Source organism: Pseudomonas sp. SW-3 (assembly GCF_016615645.1).
Lineage (GTDB): Bacteria > Pseudomonadota > Gammaproteobacteria > Pseudomonadales > Pseudomonadaceae > Aquipseudomonas > Aquipseudomonas mandelii.
Genome location: NZ_CP067098.1, coordinates 2,538,658 through 2,554,531, shown reverse-complemented (window position 1 = coordinate 2,554,531; position 15,874 = coordinate 2,538,658). Strand labels below are relative to the sequence as shown.

Here is a 15,874-nt window from a genome sequence, read left to right as displayed (position 1 = left end):
GAAAAACACAAAACCAAAAAAAGACAGGGATCAGCTATAAAAGTTTCAAACTCATTTAATAAATAATAAATTCCATGTAACGCTTTAAAACATCTCTCTTCAATGCTAATAATTCCGCCGCTTCCGGGCTTACAGGCGCTCTCCCCCTCACACGAAGTGAATATCAGCATCAACGCTGATCCCCGGCATTAATCAAATTCAAATAACACCGGCTTGCTCAAGTTCAATAAAACTTGGGCCTGCATTGTGCTGCGCACTAAAACTGCGCGAGGAAGGCATCATCGCTCGTCATCATTCAAGGATTAAAATCCTTTCGATCTTCGGTACCCGTCCAGAAGCCATCAAGATGGCGCCGTTAGTCAAAGCCCTCGCTGCGGAACCCGGCATTGATTCGCAGATATGCATCACCGGCCAACACCAAAGCATGCTCAAACAGGTGCTGGACCTGTTCGACCTCAAGGCCGATTACACCCTCGATGTCATGACCCCGCAGCAAACGCTCAACTCCCTGACGGCGGCGCTTTACGGGGCGATCGACCCGGTGCTGGAAATGACCTGCCCGGACCGCGTGCTGGTGCACGGCGACACGACCTCGGCCATGGTGGCCGCGATGGCGGCGTTCCATCGACGGATCCCGGTCGGCCATGTGGAAGCCGGGCTGCGAACCGGTGATATCTACAGCCCGTGGCCGGAAGAAATGAACCGTCGCTGCATCGACCTGGGGGCGGACATGCTGTTTGCGCCCACCCACGAGTCGCGCCAGAACCTGCTCGACGAACGCCTACAGGGTCGCACCTTCGTCACCGGCAATACGGTGATCGACGCGCTGCAGATGACCGCACGGCGCATTGAACAGGATGCCGACCTGCGCGCAAGCCTGGACCGGCAGTTTTCGTTCCTGCAGACCGGCCGCAAGGTCCTGTTGGTGACCGGGCATCGTCGGGAAAATTTCGGTGAAGGCTTCCTGGATATCTGCAAGGCCCTGAGTCATCTGGCTCGGCGTTCGGATATCCAGATCGTTTACCCGGTGCACTTGAACCCCAATGTCATGGGCCCGGTCACCGAGCATCTGGGCGGTCTGCCCAACGTGCACCTGATCCAGCCGCTGGACTACCTGGCCTTCGTGCGCCTGATGCAACGGGCCCATGTGATCCTCACCGATTCCGGTGGCGTGCAGGAAGAAGCACCGTCCCTGGGCAAACCGGTGCTGGTCATGCGTGATGTGACCGAACGCCCGGAAGCTGTGGCGGCGGGCACTGTGCGCCTGGTCGGTACCTCGCCGGGCTCGATCATCGCTGGCGTTAACGCGCTGTTCGATGACGACCTGTTGTGGCGCCGCTGCTCCCAGGCGGCCAACCCTTACGGCGACGGCAAGGCCAGTGCGCGCATCGTCGATGCCCTGATGGGCCGTCCGGTGGACGATTTCATCGTGGCCGGCCAGTCCTTGCCCAAGTTCCTGCAATACCCGTCTGCACAGCCTGCGCCCGAGAAGCATTACCCCGCTTTTACCTCTCGATAAACCAAACCGTTCCTCCCCTTATCAGCTCGAGATCTACCTGAATGAAGTCTTCCGTTGCCATCCATACGGGTGCCCTCAGCGCCCTTGCCTGTGGTGTGAGCCTGCTCGCGCTCATGCCGACCCTTGCCTTGGCCGCGGACAGTCCGCTCACCCAGGCGATCAACCGGCTCAACGCCGACACCCGACAAGAGCGGGAGGTGCGCTTGAGCGATCTGGGGATCGATGCACCGATCATCCTCGGCTCCACCGATGCCCGCCGCGAACTGTATCTGCCGGTGCCGGCAGGTGTTCCGCTGACGGATGCGACGTTGAATTTCGACGCCAGTTACCTCAATGGCGAAGGCGGCCGCAACACGCTGCTGCTGTCGCTGGACGGTTATCCGGTGCGTGCCGAAGGGCTCAGCGACCCCCAGGGTGACGCCAGTGCCACGCTGGGCGTGGACAAAAAAGCGCGGGACAGCGGCTCGCTGCGCCTGGGCATCGCCTGGTCGTCGATCGTGTCCCGTGTGCTGTGCGAAGACGAACGCGCCATCGGCAATGTTCTACGTATCGAACCCGACACCCGCCTGACTTACAGCTATGACGCCAGCCAGTTGCGCGACGTCGGCGCTGCGTGGACGGCCTTGCCTGGCAAACCGGGGATCATGGTCGCGCCCGGCACCTTATCCGCTGAAAGCTACGATTCGGCATGGCGTCTGGGCGTGGCACTGGAGCGGATTGGCAAGCGCAGTCAAATCCTGCCCTTCCCTGCCGTACAAGACAGCGTCGACCTGAGCGGCCTGCGCATTCCGGCCGAACTGCAAGGTATTCCAGCGTTCGCCAGCCTCAACGGCAAAGGTCCGCACACCTTGGCGAACCCGGCGGAGATCGGCGCGTTGCTGGTATTGGGCCAGACGCCGAACGTTCAGGCGGATCTGGCGATCAACGACCCGCAACTGCTCACAGCGATCAATGCATCCCTCGACGCGCTGCAGAGCCAGATCCAGGGCTTCGATGCCACGGCGGCCAACGCGTTCACGCAATGGCGTGAGACGCATATCAATGCCGGCCTTGCCGCCGATGGCACTGACAATGTGCGCCTGGCCCTGGTGGGCACGCGCCCGGTTCTGATGATTGCGCCGCATGCCACCGGCAAGGCGCTGGCCTTGTTCAGTAGCGCCTGGAACAAACTGGCACGCAGTCGCCAATTGACCGTCAGCGAAGCACAGCTGCCCTTGAGCACCGACGGCCGTGTCGCCCTGTCTCGCCTGGGCGGCAATCCCGGCGCCATCGACGTGCTGGCCAAGTCTGACTGGAGCACGTCATTCCCTCTGGGCAGCGTGGCTTACGACGGTCGCTTGCCGGTGAAGGCTGTGGTCGACGTGTCTGCCGCGCCCGGCGCTTCTGACACTGCGCCGGTGGCCTCGCTGTTTCTCAATGACTACCTGATTGGCGCGCAGCAGCTGGTAGCCAACGGTGAAAAACAACGCATCGAAGCGCGCATCCCGCGTTACGCCGTGGGCGCGACCAACGTGCTACGCGTGTCGTTCCAGCGCCAGCCCGTGAGTGATCGCTGCCTGGAAACGCCGCAAGCCTTCCCGGTTTCCGTGCTGCCGACCAGCCACATCGTGCTGGAAAAAACCGCGCTGGGTGATGACTTCTCCGGCATGGCCGCGCGCTTTGCCGTGGACACCCAACTCCTGGTGCCTCAGGCCTACCTCGATCATCCGGCGAGCAGCTTGCCGCAAGTGATTTCAGTCGCCGATGCCGCCGGGGTCTCGCCGCTGCGTGCGCAATTGAAGGTCATCACAGATCCGAAAGCCTCGGTCACGCTGGACAAGGCCTTCCTCGCCTTCGAGCTGCCGATCAAAGACAGCAAGGAGTCCGTGCAGGTCGATGAGCAGGGGCGTCTGCGCATCAATCACAAGGATCAACTGTTGCTTGACGTGCATCCGCTCAATCACCTTGCCTCGTTGCAAGTGGTCGATGCCGGCGGCCAGCGCGGTATGGTCTATCGCGCATTGGGCAATGACTCGCCACGCTTCGCCAAACAGATTCTGCTGACCCGCGGCGATGTGGCCATCCTCGGCAACGACGGTGCACTGACCACCTTCGACACTCAGGATCCAAGCGGCAGCCAATTGATCGACAACGAAGAACCCAAGGGCCTCGACGCCTGGCGTACGCCGTCGCTGTTGTGGCTGATTCCGGGTGGCATCCTGTTGGTTCTCATCCTGTTGCTGGCTGGCCGTAATGCCCGTCGCAATCGCCAGTAACGGAACCCTTCGATGACGTCGCTTTATTGGCCCTATTGGCTGGCTCACTACTACAGCTTTCTGGAGATCTCGACCATCGTGGTCGCGGTGCTGATCCTGATTTCCAGCCTGGACGACCTGTTCATTGACCTGTGGTACTGGTCGCGCCGCCTGTTTCGCAAGTTCACCGCGGACCGCAAATACCGACCGCTGACCGCCGAGCAGTTGATGGCCCGGGATGAGCAGCCGCTGGCAATCATGGTCCCGGCCTGGCTGGAATATGACGTCATCGCGCCGATGATCGAAAACATGGTGTCGACCCTCGATTACCAGAACTATGTGGTTTTCGTCGGCACCTACATCAACGATCAGCGCACCATTGACGAAGTGGAGCGCATGCGTCGGCGCTACAAGCAGCTGCACCGCGTGGAAGTCCCGCACGCCGGGCCGACCTGCAAGGCCGACTGCCTGAACTGGGTGATCCAGGCGATCTTCCTGCATGAGAAAACCCACGGCATGACCTTCGCCGGCGTCGTGTTGCACGACAGCGAAGACGTGCTGCACCCGATGGAATTGCGTCTGTTCAACTACTTGCTGCCGCGCAAGGACATGATCCAGTTGCCCGTGGTTTCGCTGGAACGCAACTGGTACGAATGGGTGGCCGGCACCTACATGGACGAGTTCGCCGAATGGCACGGCAAGGACCTGGTGGTGCGTGAAAGCATGACCGACACGGTGCCGTCTGCCGGCGTCGGCACCTGTTTTTCCCATCGCGCCCTGCGTGTGCTGGCCGGGGAAACCCAGAACCAGCCGTTCAACACTGACAGCCTCACCGAGGACTACGACGTCGGCGCACGCCTGGCCAAGGTCGGCATGAACGCGATCTTCGTGCGCTTCCCGGTGCAGTTTCGCGTGCTGCGCAAATCCTGGTTTCGCAAGCCTTACGAATCGACGCTGAAGATGCCGTTGTGCGTGCGCGAGTTCTTTCCCGACACCTTCCGCACCGCGTTCCGGCAGAAGGCCCGCTGGACGCTGGGCATCGGCCTGCAAGGCTGGGAGCAAATGGGCTGGAACGGTTCGCTGGCCAACCGATATCTGTTGTTCCGTGATCGCAAAGGCGTGGTGACGGCGTTTGTCAGCATCATCGCCTACGTGATTCTGGTCCAACTGTTGGGCCTGATCATCCTGCGCCAGAGCGGCCTGTGGGACGTGAGTTTCCCCACGCCGTTCGAAACCAACGGCTTCATCAAATACTTGCTGCTGGCCAACGGTGTTGCGCTGGCCTGGCGCATCGCGCATCGCTGTTACTTCACCACCGTGCTGTACGGCTGGCAGCACGGATTGCTGTCCATCCCGCGCATGGTGGTGGGCAACTTCGTCAACTTCATGGCCGCGTCACGGGCCTGGCGCATGTTCCTGGTCGGCAAGGTCATGAACCGCAAACTGGTGTGGGACAAGACCATGCACGACTTCCCGTCCACCGACCTGGTCGCCGCCGCCCCGCGCAAGCTGGGCAGCGTGTTGCTGTCCTGGCAGGCGATCAACGAAACCGACCTGCAAAGCGCCCTCGCCGAACAGAAAACCCGGCACATGCCATTGGGGCGGATCTTGCTCAGCAATGGCTGGCTGGACGACGAGACACTGGCCGAAGCCATCGCTTTCCAGAATGACCTGCCGCGGGTGTTCGATGTGGCCCACAAGGCGCAGGCGTCGACCCTTACCCTGGATGATGAATTCGCGCTGCGCTGGCGAGTGGTGCCGGTGGGTTTGAATGCCGACGGACGAGCCCAACTGGCCGTGGCCAGTCCGTTGCCTGTCGAAGGTCTGCAACAAGTCAGCGAGGTACTGGGCAGCGAGCCGGTGCAGCTGATTGCCCGTGAAAGCGAAATCGTTGCGCAGTTGCGCCTGATGAATGTGCGCGAAGGCCAGTCGGTACCAGATGCCCGCGCGCCACTGTTGGGTGACCTGTTGATCGAAATGGGCCTGCTGGATCGCGACGTGTTCAACCGCACCATGTTGCAGTACCGCCCGCAGCGTCACGGACGCATCGGCGACTATCTGGTCGACAGCGGCGTGCTGCCCCGCGCCACCATCGAAAAGGCCGTGGCACGTCAACACAGCCACTATCCTGCGGAGCTTCCGGCATGAATCGCCCCTTGCTGACCCTCATGGCCACGGGGCTGAGCCTGATACCTGCGCTGGCTCATGCCGAAACACTGCCATTACCGTTGACCGGTCCGGCCTACGTCACCGCCAACGAGGCCTACAGCGCCTACGAGCGCAAAGACTACGACCTGGCCATCGCCAAGGCACGCGAAGCGTTGCGTCAGCGCGCCGACATCACCCGTTTGAACAGGCTGATCGTGCTGGCTCAACGGGACAAGGATCTGCGTGATCATCCCAAGCGCTACCCACAGTCACGTCAGGCTCCAGGCTTCGGCGCCGCCGCCCAAGCCTTCAAGGCCTATGATCGCGATGATTTCGGCGCGGCGGCACAAGCGTCACGCAAAGCCATCGCTCAGGCACCCAAACGCATGGATTATCGACTGCTGCTGATCGAGTCGTTGCAGCGTCAACAACATCTTCAAGAAGCGGATCAAGCCACCACTCAGGCATTGGCCGTGTTCCCGGACGACGATACGTTGCTGATGCGCCGCGAAGCGATTCGTCGGCAATTGGCCGCACCGCTGGCCGTCGAAAGTTATCGCGCCCTGGAGCAAGGCCAGGTGCCGTTGGCCGTGGATCAGGCCAGAAAGGCTGTCGCCTGGGCACCGGAAATCGGCGCCAATCAGCAACTGCTGATCAGCGCCCTGCTCGCAGCCAAGGATTACCGAGGAGCCGAGCTGGCCGCATCTGGCGCACTGGCTCAGGACGATGGCGAAATCGCGCCGTGGATCCTGCGCAGCTACGCCCTTGATCGTCAGGGTAAAACAGCGGCAGCCGAGGCTGACCTGAATCACGCCCTGGCCATCGATGGCCTGCTGGAAACCGAAACCCGCGACATACGCTTCTTCGCCGCCGACGCTGCGCTGGCCCATGGCGAGCCTCAGCGGGCGCTCGATCAGCTACAACCTTTGGCCGATGACGAAGGCGGCGAAGTGGCCCGTCGACGCACAGCCGCCCGAATGGCCCTCAGGCAAAAAAACAACGGGTTGAACGCTGCCGCCCAGTTTCCGGCCCCGGCCCTGAACTGTCAGGAAACCGCTTTTGGCCTGGTCTGCGATATCTGGCCGGGCAACCAGCGCGACGGCGGAACCGACAAGGCCGGTCAGGCTTACGCCGCACTCGCCAGCAAGGACCCCGCCTCGGCCGTCGTCCTGGCCAACGAAGCCATTGCCCGTGCGCCGCAGAATCCAGCGTATCGACGGTTGCTCGTCAGCGCCTTGAGTGATCAGAAGCGAGTGCCCGAAGCCATCGCGGCGGCCAGCGAGGGGCTCCGGCTCACAGGCGACGACGCCCGACTGCTGGCCCAACGCGGTCGTCTGCGCCAGCAATCGGGTGACGACGCCGGGGCTCGCCAGGACTTTACCCAGGCCTTGGCACTGGGCAGCCTGCCTGCTTATGAAGAAGCCAGTCTGTACAGCGCCATCGGCCAGCGCCGAACCGCGCGCGAACGGCTGCAACAAGCGCGGGACACGGGTGAACTGGAATCGATGAGCGACCTGCAGATCGCTTACTTGTCGGTCCAGGCCGGCGACGATGAGGGTGCCCACGCATCGTTCCGCAAGGCCGATGCCGAGACGCGACTGACGCCGACAGCCACTCAGGACGCGGCCTATAACGCGATGCGGGTCAATGATGACGAACAAGCCGTCAGCTACTTCAAGCGCGTCATCGACGCAAACAATGCCGGTGAACCGGACCTGTCCCCGCAGCAGCTGTTCGACACCCGTCGCGCCGTGGCCGATGTGTCGCGCACCTGGGGTTTGACCAACACCACCAGTTACCGCGGCAACAGCACCAGCAGCGGCCTGAGCTCAGCGCCGAGCGGCGGCAATAGCAGCAATGACAGCCTGCAAAACAGCACCGAATTGTCCTGGCGCCCGTTGGGCTATCGCAATGCACGCTTTGTCGAACTCTACGGACGCGTCACCGACACGCTGTGGAGCAAGAACAGCGATTCGGACACCGGTTTCGATGCGCTGCAAGGCGCGGTGGGTGTACGGGTCAAACCCTTCACGTCGCTGAACGTGATGGCCGCCGTCGAGCGCACATTCCCCTTGGGATCGTCGGACGTCGACGGTGACTGGCTGCTGCGTCTGGGCTATGGCGCAAGCGTCGGGACCGATCTGCGGGTCGATGCCTCCAGCTGGTGGACTTCGCAGTTGTTCGCTGAAGCCGGACATTACGTCAACGACTCGCGGGACTATTTCAACAGCGAATGGCAGGTCGGCCGCAGCTATGCCATCGGTGGCGCGGGCTCACGCTGGGTGACGTTCCCTCATGTGGTGGCCGCGTTCGATTACGACTCGAAGATGAACAGTGGCACCGACTCCGATGGCAAATCGGACTCATCGTCCGGCAAGGCCGGTGGCATCGGTGTCGGCAACAACGTGCGCTACTGGTTCCGCGAAGATGCGTACAACGCGCCCCGCTCCTATCTCGACTTCTCCCTGCAGTACCGCGTCAAGGTGCTGGGCGATGATCGCGCTCAAGGTGTCTTCGGTCGCCTGACTTATTCCTATTGAGGACTTGCATGAAGATTCGATTCTGTTTGTGGTTGGGACTTGGCCTGATCCCGATGGGGGCAAACGCCGCCCCTGAAATTGCCCAGTTGTACGCGCCAAAACTGCCGGAGGGTTCGGCCTGGGTGCGGGTGGTCAATCCCTCCGACACTGCCATGCAGGTCCAGGTGGGCCAGGGCGCGAGTTTCGCCCTTTCGACCCAGGCGACGGTGGCCAGTCCTTTTCAGGTCGTGGACTCGCGACAACCGCTGCAAGTGACCGTCAACGGTCGCGAGATAAAGGGCCTGAGTGCACCGAAAAGTGCGTGGGTCACGCTGATTCTCGACAGTGACCCGGCGCGGGCACCCCGCCTGGTCATCGACCCGCCGCTGCGCGGCAAAGACTTGCGTGCCGAACTCAACCTCTACAACCTGGCCAGCGGTTGCGAGAAGGCCGGGGTGAAACTGGCTAACCATGCCCCGGTGTTCAATCAAGTCCCGTTCAACGGTCAGGCTCAGCGCACGATTAACCCGGTGCAAGCAACGCTGGTTGCCAATTGCGAGCAGAACATCAGCCTGCCGTTCAAGCTGACGCCCTTCAAGGCCGGCGATCGTTACAGCCTGTTCCTGGTCGGCTCCCGGCAGGCTCCACGCCTGATCGGCCTTGTCGACCAGACCGCGCCATGACCCTTCAATGGAAATCTCGCTGGCCGGTTTCCGCCCTGATCGCCGGTGTCTTGTTGAGCCTGTCGGGCACCGGCGTTGAAGCGGCCTCGGCGGTCATTACCGGCGAAGGTGGCTGGCTGTTCCCGGCCTGGGAAAGCCTGAGCAAGGTCGATAACCCCGGCACGACTCGCAACATTGCGCTGGTGAAACAACTCCAGCAGAACCTTGCGCGGGAACACATCAGTCTGGTCGTATTGGTAGTGCCGATGAAAGCGCCGTTTTATGCCTCGCGCCTGCCCGCCAGTCAGCCCTTGAGCCCGGCCGTGATGCAGCGCTACGAGCTCTTGCAGAGCGAGCTGACTCAGGCAGGCCTGACCACGCTGAACATCAAGCCCGTCCTGCAACGCACTGAACACGGCAAACAGACCGCGTTTTATCGCGCCGACTACCACTGGACCGCCTGGAGCGCGGAAAACACCGCCGACGCCACGGCGCAACTGATTACCGAGCGTTACCGCCTGCAAGGCGAACCCGGCGGTGGCGCGGCGCTGGGCGAGTGGTTCGACCGACGCGCGTTCGGCGATCTGGCGAGCAATTTCCTGCCGGCGATCAAACGTAAATCGGTTGGTCGCGACATCTACACCGTTCGCCATCAGGCCCAGAACGACTTGCTGATCGATGACGCACCGGCACCGGTTCAGGTGATCGGCAACAGCTTTGTCCAACCTTACCTGGGCTTTACGCAAAAGCTTTCCAATGCCCTAGACCGTCCCGTCGCGCTGACCTGGAATCCTGGCGATGTCGGCCCATGGGCTACGCTGCTGCAATACTTGGAGTCTGCGGATTTCGCCCAACACAAACCGCAAGTGATCGTCTGGCAATTCAACGAGGGCCAATTCCACCTCGGCCCCGATGCCGCAGCTAACTGGAACGCCAAAGGCGTCACCTCGCTGAGCCAATGGCATCAGCGCATCAATAAGGCGCTTCCGTGAACATTCTTGGTTACACCGCCAGTCGCGCGACCATTGCGGGTCTGTTGTTTGCCGCCATTCTCGGCACCGGGACCGGCGTGCTCTACGTGACGGACAAAAAGGCCCAGACCCCAGGGATCGTCGGCATCGTCTGGCAGCCGGACAACAAGACCGTCGGCATCAATGGCCACTGGGAAAAGCTGGGGGCCCGCGAGCTGCTGGTGCAATGGTCTGTCGTCGACGATCAGGCATTCGTTGCCGGTTCCGGCCTGCCCAGCGTGCCGGTTCTGCCCGATTGGGCACGCATTGCCAAGGCCCCGTGGGCGCAAGACGTCATCCTTGGACTGGCCGGCTATTTCAGCGAAAACCGCTCACGGGACAACATCGAGCAACTGGCGGCAGTCTCGGCACGCATCGCCAAATTGCCGACGCCCTTGCACGTCACCGGCTGGTATTTCCCCGCCGAAGTCGACCCCAGCTGGACCCGCGCCAAAGAACTGCCCGCCCTGCTGGCCAAGCTGCCACGACCGTTATGGATCAGCGTATATGACGGCGCCAACATCGGCCCTGTCGCCACGGCAGAATGGCTCAAGCAGTGGCTGCCGAATGATATTGGCGTGTTCTTCCAGGACGGCGTCGGTGTCTACGCCCGCACCGCACCGGTCGCCAGGACCTACGCCGACGCGTTGCGCGAGCGTCTGGGCAAAGACCGGGTGCGCATCATCGTCGAAGCCTTTCGCCCCAACTTCGGCGGCGGATTTCGCTCCGCCACCGCCGCCGAGCTCAAGCCGCAATTGGCAGCCTATGACGGTTATCCGCTGTACCTGTTCGACGGACCGCACTACGTGACGCCTGAGCTGGTGGAGCAACTGGCGCGATAACGTAGATCATCAGCGTCAGGTCGGATTAACCCTTGACCGCCGCTTCGATCGCCGCGACATCGATTTTCCCCATCTGCATCATCGCGTTGAACGCGCGCTTGGCCGCTGCTTGATCGGGATTATTGATGGCATCCGTCAGGACGCGGGGCGTGATCTGCCACGACAATCCCCATTTGTCCTGGCACCAGCCGCAGACGTTTTCCTGGCCGCCGTTTCCGACAATCGCGCTCCACAAGCGATCGGTTTCGGCCTGGTCGTCAGTCGCCACCTGGAACGAGAACGCCTCGTTGTGCTTGACCCCCGAGCCCCCGTTCAGGCCGAGACACGGAATGCCCATCACCGTGAATTCGACCGTCAATACATCGCCCTGCTTGCCCGCAGGATAGTCGCCAGGCGCGCGAAGGATGGTGCCCACCGCGCTGTCGGGAAACGTCTTGGCGTAGAACGTCGCGGCCTCCAGCGCGGCGCCGTCGTACCAGAGGCAAATCGTGTTTTTGCTGACCATTCTGGTTCTCCATCAATGGGGAATGAATGATCATTCTAGCTGAGCGACCAGATGGACCACGAAGAGGGCCATGCCCCTTGTCGGCAGATCAATGCTGTAACGAAGTCCAGCGTGCTGATTACTGGAAACTCGGCTCGGCGCAAACCGCTGATGTGGCGCGAAGTGTACGCAGCCCCAACAGCACGATCACCACCATGACCAGCCCCGCGCCGATGGCGACGCCGAACCCTGCCCGTGCGCCATAGGCGTCGATGACCAGCCCCGCGAGTACGCCACCGAGCGCCACGCCGATGCTGATGCCCGTCGTCATCCACGTCAGGCCTTCGGTGATCCTGGACGGTGGAACGATGATCGTACCAAGGTTCATGACGACGACCATCGTTGGTGCGAATGACATGCCTGCCACAAACAGCATCCCGGAAAGGATGTAGACGTCCGGCGAGAAAATGGGCAAGACGGCTGTAACTGCCGTGATCAGAACGCCAACGAAGAACTGCTTTTCAATCGACAAGGAGACCCTCAACGCGCCGAACGTCAGGCCCGCGATCATTGAGCCGAGCGCATAGGCTGCGAGGATGAAGCTGGCGGACGCTGGCCAGTCTTGTGCGTTGGCGAAGGCCACCGCCGCCACATCGATTGATCCGCCAATCACCCCCATCGCCAGGAGTGCCAGAACGATGGTGCGAACGCCGGGAATCAGCAAGGTAGAGCCAGTGCTCTTCCTGACGCCCACGATGACCTTCGGTTCTGTCTGCTTTTGCAGAAGAAAAGCGCTCACGCCGATGACCAGCAGCAAGACCGCGACAAGCGGTCCGGCTTCGGCAAAAAAACTGACGCTCAGACCGATGGCCAGGGGTGGACCGATAATGAAAGCGAGCTCAGTCAGCACCGTGTCCAGGGAGAAAGCCGTGTGCAACTGCGGCTTGCCACGGAAAAGCTGTGTCCAGCGTGCTCTTATCATCGCGGGCATGCTGGGCATCGTGCCCGCCAGTGCCGCAAGAATAAACAACAGCGGGGTCGGCGCCCTCATAGAGACGGCAACGATCAGCGCCAGCAACATGCCAATGCTGAAGGTGGTGACTAAGGGCAGCACCCGACTCTGCCCCCGCTGATCGACGAGTTTCGACACCTGCGGGCCGATCAGCGCATTTGCCAGGGTAAAGGTACCGGCGACCGAGCCAGCCAGCCAATAAAGTCCCGTCTGCTGCACCAACATGGTAATGATGCCGATGCCGATCATTGCCTGTGGCAGACGGGCAATGGAACTCGCGATCACCAACCCCATGACGCCCGGGGTGGTGAGCAGTTCGCGGTAGGGATTTGCCATGATTTCTCCTTTTAATAATGCTTCGCCGATGGGTACCCCGCTGCACGCCCGCAAACTGTTGCGGGCGGTTTATCGGCGACTCAATGGCACAGGTGAACCAGCAAGCAAGCGAGGCAGTTGTTCACCATAGCTGAGCGTCTCACCCTCAAAGACCAGCGACGTGGCTTCAGGACTGCGTGCAACCCGGGCTTCGAATAGTTGATGAATACACAGATGAACAGAAAATTCAGACGTAACTTGGTCGTGCATCCTTGCCTCCAGAAGTGAACAAACTCACTTCTATCGATTGTTCGCACTTACATCATGCAAGTGCAGTCCTTGGAATATTATCTAATCAATCTAACCTGCCATCTGCCGCAAACTATCCAATGGCAACGCGTCGATCATTAGAACTAACTATTTAGGGCAGGCATATCCGCCAACCCCTCTTACCCGTGTTATCACATGTAACCAATGCCACCTAAAACGCCCATCCCAGACAGCTCGCAGCTAACAAACACGGTGTATTCATGGCGCATGAAAAACAACATTCACGGCCAGAAAACCAGAATGTTTTGTTTCTGCACTAGAGACACGATGATCTTCGAGTCTATTTGGCAAGAGCATTTCTATCCGGTTTCAGCTACGGGTTCCAGCGACGCCAAGACTCTCCCCCTGAAACATCGAAGTCAATACCGGGAGGAAACTGACACATCCTAACGAAGTAAAACCGCGCCATCGGGCGGTTATCCAGTTCGATTATGAGTGTGAAAAATCATGGTTTCGTGAGTTTCTGTAGGTGCCTTCCTACATATAGATCGTCATGGTCCGCACGTCGCCATGCTGAGGGTGGGTCCGAGCGTTTGATCGAAAGCCGCGCTGCGTCAATGCAGGGTGCCCTACTGCGGCTGAAAGGTCTGAAGATATGCCAACAGGTTTTCAATCTTCTCCGGATCGCTGAGCCCCCAGAAAATCATCCGGGTACCGGGCACTACTTCCTTTGGATCTTCGAGGTACGCGATCAGGGTCTCGCGGGTCCAGACAATGCCGGCCGATTTCATGGCGTCGGAGTATTGATAATCCGTCGTGCTACCTGACGGGCGTCCAAAAATGCCATTGAGTTGCGGCCCGAACGAACCCCGCGCCGACTCCCCCACTTGATGGCAGCCGCCGCATATCCGTTTGAACAGTGTCGCGCCGGCTTCAGCATCGCCGGCCGCCTGGACTTGCGCGCCGAACACCCCCGCAATAAGCACCATAAGGGCTGCGGCTTTATTCATGTCCTGCTCCAAATCATTTGTGGCCAAGCGCACGTAAATCAGCTCGCACCCGGTGAACCTACTTCCAGTAAGCCGCCGGCAGACGGGTGGAATAACGACCCCGCTATCCGCTGACAGCGGCAAGCGCAGACTCTATCCTGTGCAACCCTGCGATTCCACCGGAGATGCCCTGTGCCACCCTTGACCGCCCGCGAGGTTTACCAGCAGTTGCGCGACGCCGCGCTGGAACTCCGGCCGCTATCGCGCCTCGCCAGACAACCCGAGCCCGGCCACGTGCACGTCGATATCGAAGGCTGGCGCCTGAGCCTCGGTGTCGACGGCGCCCGTCTGCTGCATTGCCAACGTTGCCAGGCCCCGGACGGCCGCGAGGGTGAACTCGACCGCTGGCAACGTTACGGCACCGACCCGGTCAGTTTGCTCAGCACCTGGGAGTTAGCGCAGATCGAGCGCTTGCTGTGCCTTCAGCGCCAGCCTTAGAGATCAACGATCACCGTCCCGGCAATGCTCTCGGCGAATTCGACTCCGAACAGACGACCCGGTGTCTCGAACCCGGAACGCCGCTCCCCGGCCAACACGCGTCGCGCCGCTTCCACCGCGGCCAACGGTGTGTAGGAGTAGCCGTTGATAGTCTCAATCACCGACCGCGCAACCTGCCCATCTGCCCCCGTCACCTCAGCAACCGCATAGGCCCGATGCGACAGGCGCTCTTGCTCGCTGGGGCCATCGGGAAGTCGGGACAAGTCGCCCTCTGGGAATGCGTCACCGCTGATGTGCACGAACATCGCAATGTTGGGGATACCCGTCGAGCGCCCACCCGTGACCAGATCACCGAACGACAGCGGCGCGCAGAGCACAGGCCCGGCGCCGAAGTCGAAGTGACGCGGTTGCGCATCCGGCGCAGGAACGAGTACGCCGTCGACCCGCGCCATCAATCCTGCACCGATGATCTCGCCAACGCTGTTGGCCGATCCACGGGACATGGAGCCTGCAACCTGCAGCGCGATCCGTAGCGATTGCGGATGTTCGACACGACGGGCAACGTGCAGAGCGAGGCAGTCAGTGGGGACAACGTCCCAGCCGACGCCTGGCAATAGCATCACACCGGCATCCTCGCCCAACCGCTCCGCCAGCCGGTAAACGTTGATTTCGGCAGTAATGTCGAGATAGTCGACCCCGGCCTCGATGCAGGCCCGCATCAACGGCTCTGCAGTCATCACAAAAGGACCGGCGCAGTTCAACAAGACCGTGACGCCGCTCAGCGCTTGCGCCGTTTGAGCGTCGGCCGTGAAGGTGCGATAAGGCACGCTCAGCTGCCGGGCAAGCGCAGCCACGCTTGTCGCGTCACGTCCAGCGACTTCGAAGTCCAGCCCGGCTACCTTCGCTTGTGCCGCGACCATTCGGCCGGTGTACCCGGTTGCGCCATAAATCAGAAGTTTGCTCATTGTTGGTGCTGCCAGTTTTTATAGACGAATTCGAGGCTGTAGCCATCCGGGTCCAGGACGTTAGCCGCGTAATAATTCGGGTCGTAATGCAACCGTGCGCCGGGAGCGCCGTTATCGGTAGCGCCTGCTTTCATCGCAGCGGCATAGGCCGCATCGACCTCGCCCCTGCTGTTCGCAACGAACCCGACATGCGCAGCCCGCCCCTCCACCACCCCTTCACGCAGCCAGAAAAACACCCGGCCTTGCGCACCGAAACCCTTGAGGTCCGGGTGGCCCGGCGGGCCATCCTTGCCGTCGAAATCGAGCGAGTGAGTGATGCGGAGCGGTGTGAGCGCCGCGGTATAGAAATTGACGGAGCGTTGGGTGTCGCTGACTGAGATAAACACATGATCAAGCATGGAATGCGC

13 protein-coding genes are annotated in these 15,874 nt (G+C 61.2%); 8 read left to right on the top strand and 5 right to left on the bottom strand.

Annotated features, from left to right (window positions below):
• Window positions 1-280: 280 nt before the first annotated feature.
• From wecB to JIO00_RS11365, 7 genes are read left to right on the top strand one after another with little or no spacing between them, the layout of a single operon-like run.
• Window positions 281-1,519, top strand: coding sequence for a non-hydrolyzing UDP-N-acetylglucosamine 2-epimerase (gene wecB / locus JIO00_RS11395; RefSeq protein ID WP_081854013.1), 1,239 nt, complete (start codon window positions 281-283; stop codon window positions 1,517-1,519).
• A gap of 41 nt (window positions 1,520-1,560) precedes the next feature.
• A complete protein-coding gene (locus JIO00_RS11390) occupies window positions 1,561-3,774 on the top strand; it encodes a hypothetical protein (protein WP_200668232.1) in 2,214 nt (737 codons plus the stop codon).
• Window positions 3,775-3,786: 12 nt separating this feature from the next.
• On the top strand, window positions 3,787-5,901 hold the full coding sequence (locus tag JIO00_RS11385; protein ID WP_200668231.1) for a glycosyl transferase family protein: 2,115 nt from the start codon (window positions 3,787-3,789) through the stop codon (window positions 5,899-5,901).
• On the top strand, window positions 5,898-8,441 hold the full coding sequence (locus tag JIO00_RS11380; protein WP_200668230.1) for a bacteriophage N4 adsorption protein A: 2,544 nt from the start codon (window positions 5,898-5,900) through the stop codon (window positions 8,439-8,441). The genes JIO00_RS11385 and JIO00_RS11380 overlap by 4 nt, the downstream gene beginning before the upstream one ends.
• 8 nt (window positions 8,442-8,449) lie before the next feature.
• Window positions 8,450-9,103: an alginate O-acetyltransferase AlgF gene (locus JIO00_RS11375; protein ID WP_172790682.1), complete on the top strand. Its 654-nt coding sequence runs from the start codon at window positions 8,450-8,452 to the stop codon at window positions 9,101-9,103.
• Window positions 9,100-10,074: an alginate O-acetyltransferase AlgX-related protein gene (locus JIO00_RS11370; protein ID WP_200668229.1), complete on the top strand. Its 975-nt coding sequence runs from the start codon at window positions 9,100-9,102 to the stop codon at window positions 10,072-10,074. Before JIO00_RS11375 ends, JIO00_RS11370 begins: the two co-directional genes overlap by 4 nt.
• Window positions 10,071-10,934, top strand: a complete 864-nt coding sequence (locus JIO00_RS11365; protein ID WP_200668228.1) for a hypothetical protein — start codon at window positions 10,071-10,073, stop codon at window positions 10,932-10,934. Before JIO00_RS11370 ends, JIO00_RS11365 begins: the two co-directional genes overlap by 4 nt.
• Before the next feature lie 25 nt (window positions 10,935-10,959).
• Here JIO00_RS11365 and JIO00_RS11360 read toward each other — a convergent pair whose 3' ends face one another.
• The 3 genes from JIO00_RS11360 to JIO00_RS11350 form a co-directional block, all read right to left on the bottom strand.
• A complete protein-coding gene (locus tag JIO00_RS11360; RefSeq protein WP_010459133.1) occupies window positions 10,960-11,439 on the bottom strand; it encodes a VOC family protein in 480 nt (159 codons plus the stop codon).
• Window positions 11,440-11,557: 118 nt separating this feature from the next.
• On the bottom strand, window positions 11,558-12,766 hold the full coding sequence (locus tag JIO00_RS11355) for an MFS transporter (protein ID WP_169857318.1): 1,209 nt from the start codon (window positions 12,764-12,766) through the stop codon (window positions 11,558-11,560).
• Window positions 12,767-13,644: 878 nt separating this feature from the next.
• Window positions 13,645-14,025 carry a c-type cytochrome gene (locus JIO00_RS11350; protein ID WP_077750094.1) on the bottom strand — a complete coding sequence of 127 codons (381 nt, stop codon included), beginning with the start codon at window positions 14,023-14,025 and terminating at the stop codon, window positions 13,645-13,647.
• 171 nt (window positions 14,026-14,196) lie between these two features.
• Between JIO00_RS11350 and JIO00_RS11345 the strand changes: the two genes are divergently transcribed.
• On the top strand, window positions 14,197-14,502 hold the full coding sequence (locus JIO00_RS11345) for a DUF7693 family protein (protein ID WP_010459128.1): 306 nt from the start codon (window positions 14,197-14,199) through the stop codon (window positions 14,500-14,502).
• On the opposite strand, the gene JIO00_RS11340 is transcribed toward JIO00_RS11345, so the two are convergent.
• Both JIO00_RS11340 and JIO00_RS11335 read right to left on the bottom strand, forming a co-directional pair.
• Complete coding sequence (locus tag JIO00_RS11340) at window positions 14,499-15,467, bottom strand: saccharopine dehydrogenase family protein (RefSeq protein WP_200668227.1); 969 nt, start codon at window positions 15,465-15,467, stop codon at window positions 14,499-14,501. The two genes, JIO00_RS11345 and JIO00_RS11340, sit on opposite strands and share 4 nt — an antisense overlap.
• The gene (locus JIO00_RS11335) at window positions 15,464-15,865 is read right to left on the bottom strand and encodes a VOC family protein (RefSeq protein ID WP_200668225.1); all 402 of its coding nucleotides are present in this window, start codon (window positions 15,863-15,865) and stop codon (window positions 15,464-15,466) included. The genes JIO00_RS11340 and JIO00_RS11335 overlap by 4 nt, the downstream gene beginning before the upstream one ends.
• Window positions 15,866-15,874 lie beyond the last annotated feature (9 nt).

Excerpts from the sequence above, each read along its gene's own strand:
- JIO00_RS11390 (WP_200668232.1), top strand. The coding sequence starts at position 1,561 with ATGAAGTCTTCCGTTGCCATCCATACGGGTGCCCTCAGCGCCCTTGCC.
- JIO00_RS11385 (WP_200668231.1), top strand. The coding sequence starts at position 3,787 with ATGACGTCGCTTTATTGGCCCTATTGGCTGGCTCACTACTACAGCTTT.
- JIO00_RS11380 (WP_200668230.1), top strand. The coding sequence starts at position 5,898 with ATGAATCGCCCCTTGCTGACCCTCATGGCCACGGGGCTGAGCCTGATA.
- JIO00_RS11375 (WP_172790682.1), top strand. The coding sequence starts at position 8,450 with ATGAAGATTCGATTCTGTTTGTGGTTGGGACTTGGCCTGATCCCGATG.
- JIO00_RS11370 (WP_200668229.1), top strand. The coding sequence starts at position 9,100 with ATGACCCTTCAATGGAAATCTCGCTGGCCGGTTTCCGCCCTGATCGCC.
- JIO00_RS11360 (WP_010459133.1), bottom strand. The coding sequence starts at position 11,439 with ATGGTCAGCAAAAACACGATTTGCCTCTGGTACGACGGCGCCGCGCTG.
- JIO00_RS11355 (WP_169857318.1), bottom strand. The coding sequence starts at position 12,766 with ATGGCAAATCCCTACCGCGAACTGCTCACCACCCCGGGCGTCATGGGG.
- JIO00_RS11350 (WP_077750094.1), bottom strand. The coding sequence starts at position 14,025 with ATGAATAAAGCCGCAGCCCTTATGGTGCTTATTGCGGGGGTGTTCGGC.
- JIO00_RS11340 (WP_200668227.1), bottom strand. The coding sequence starts at position 15,467 with ATGAGCAAACTTCTGATTTATGGCGCAACCGGGTACACCGGCCGAATG.
- JIO00_RS11335 (WP_200668225.1), bottom strand. The coding sequence starts at position 15,865 with ATGCTTGATCATGTGTTTATCTCAGTCAGCGACACCCAACGCTCCGTC.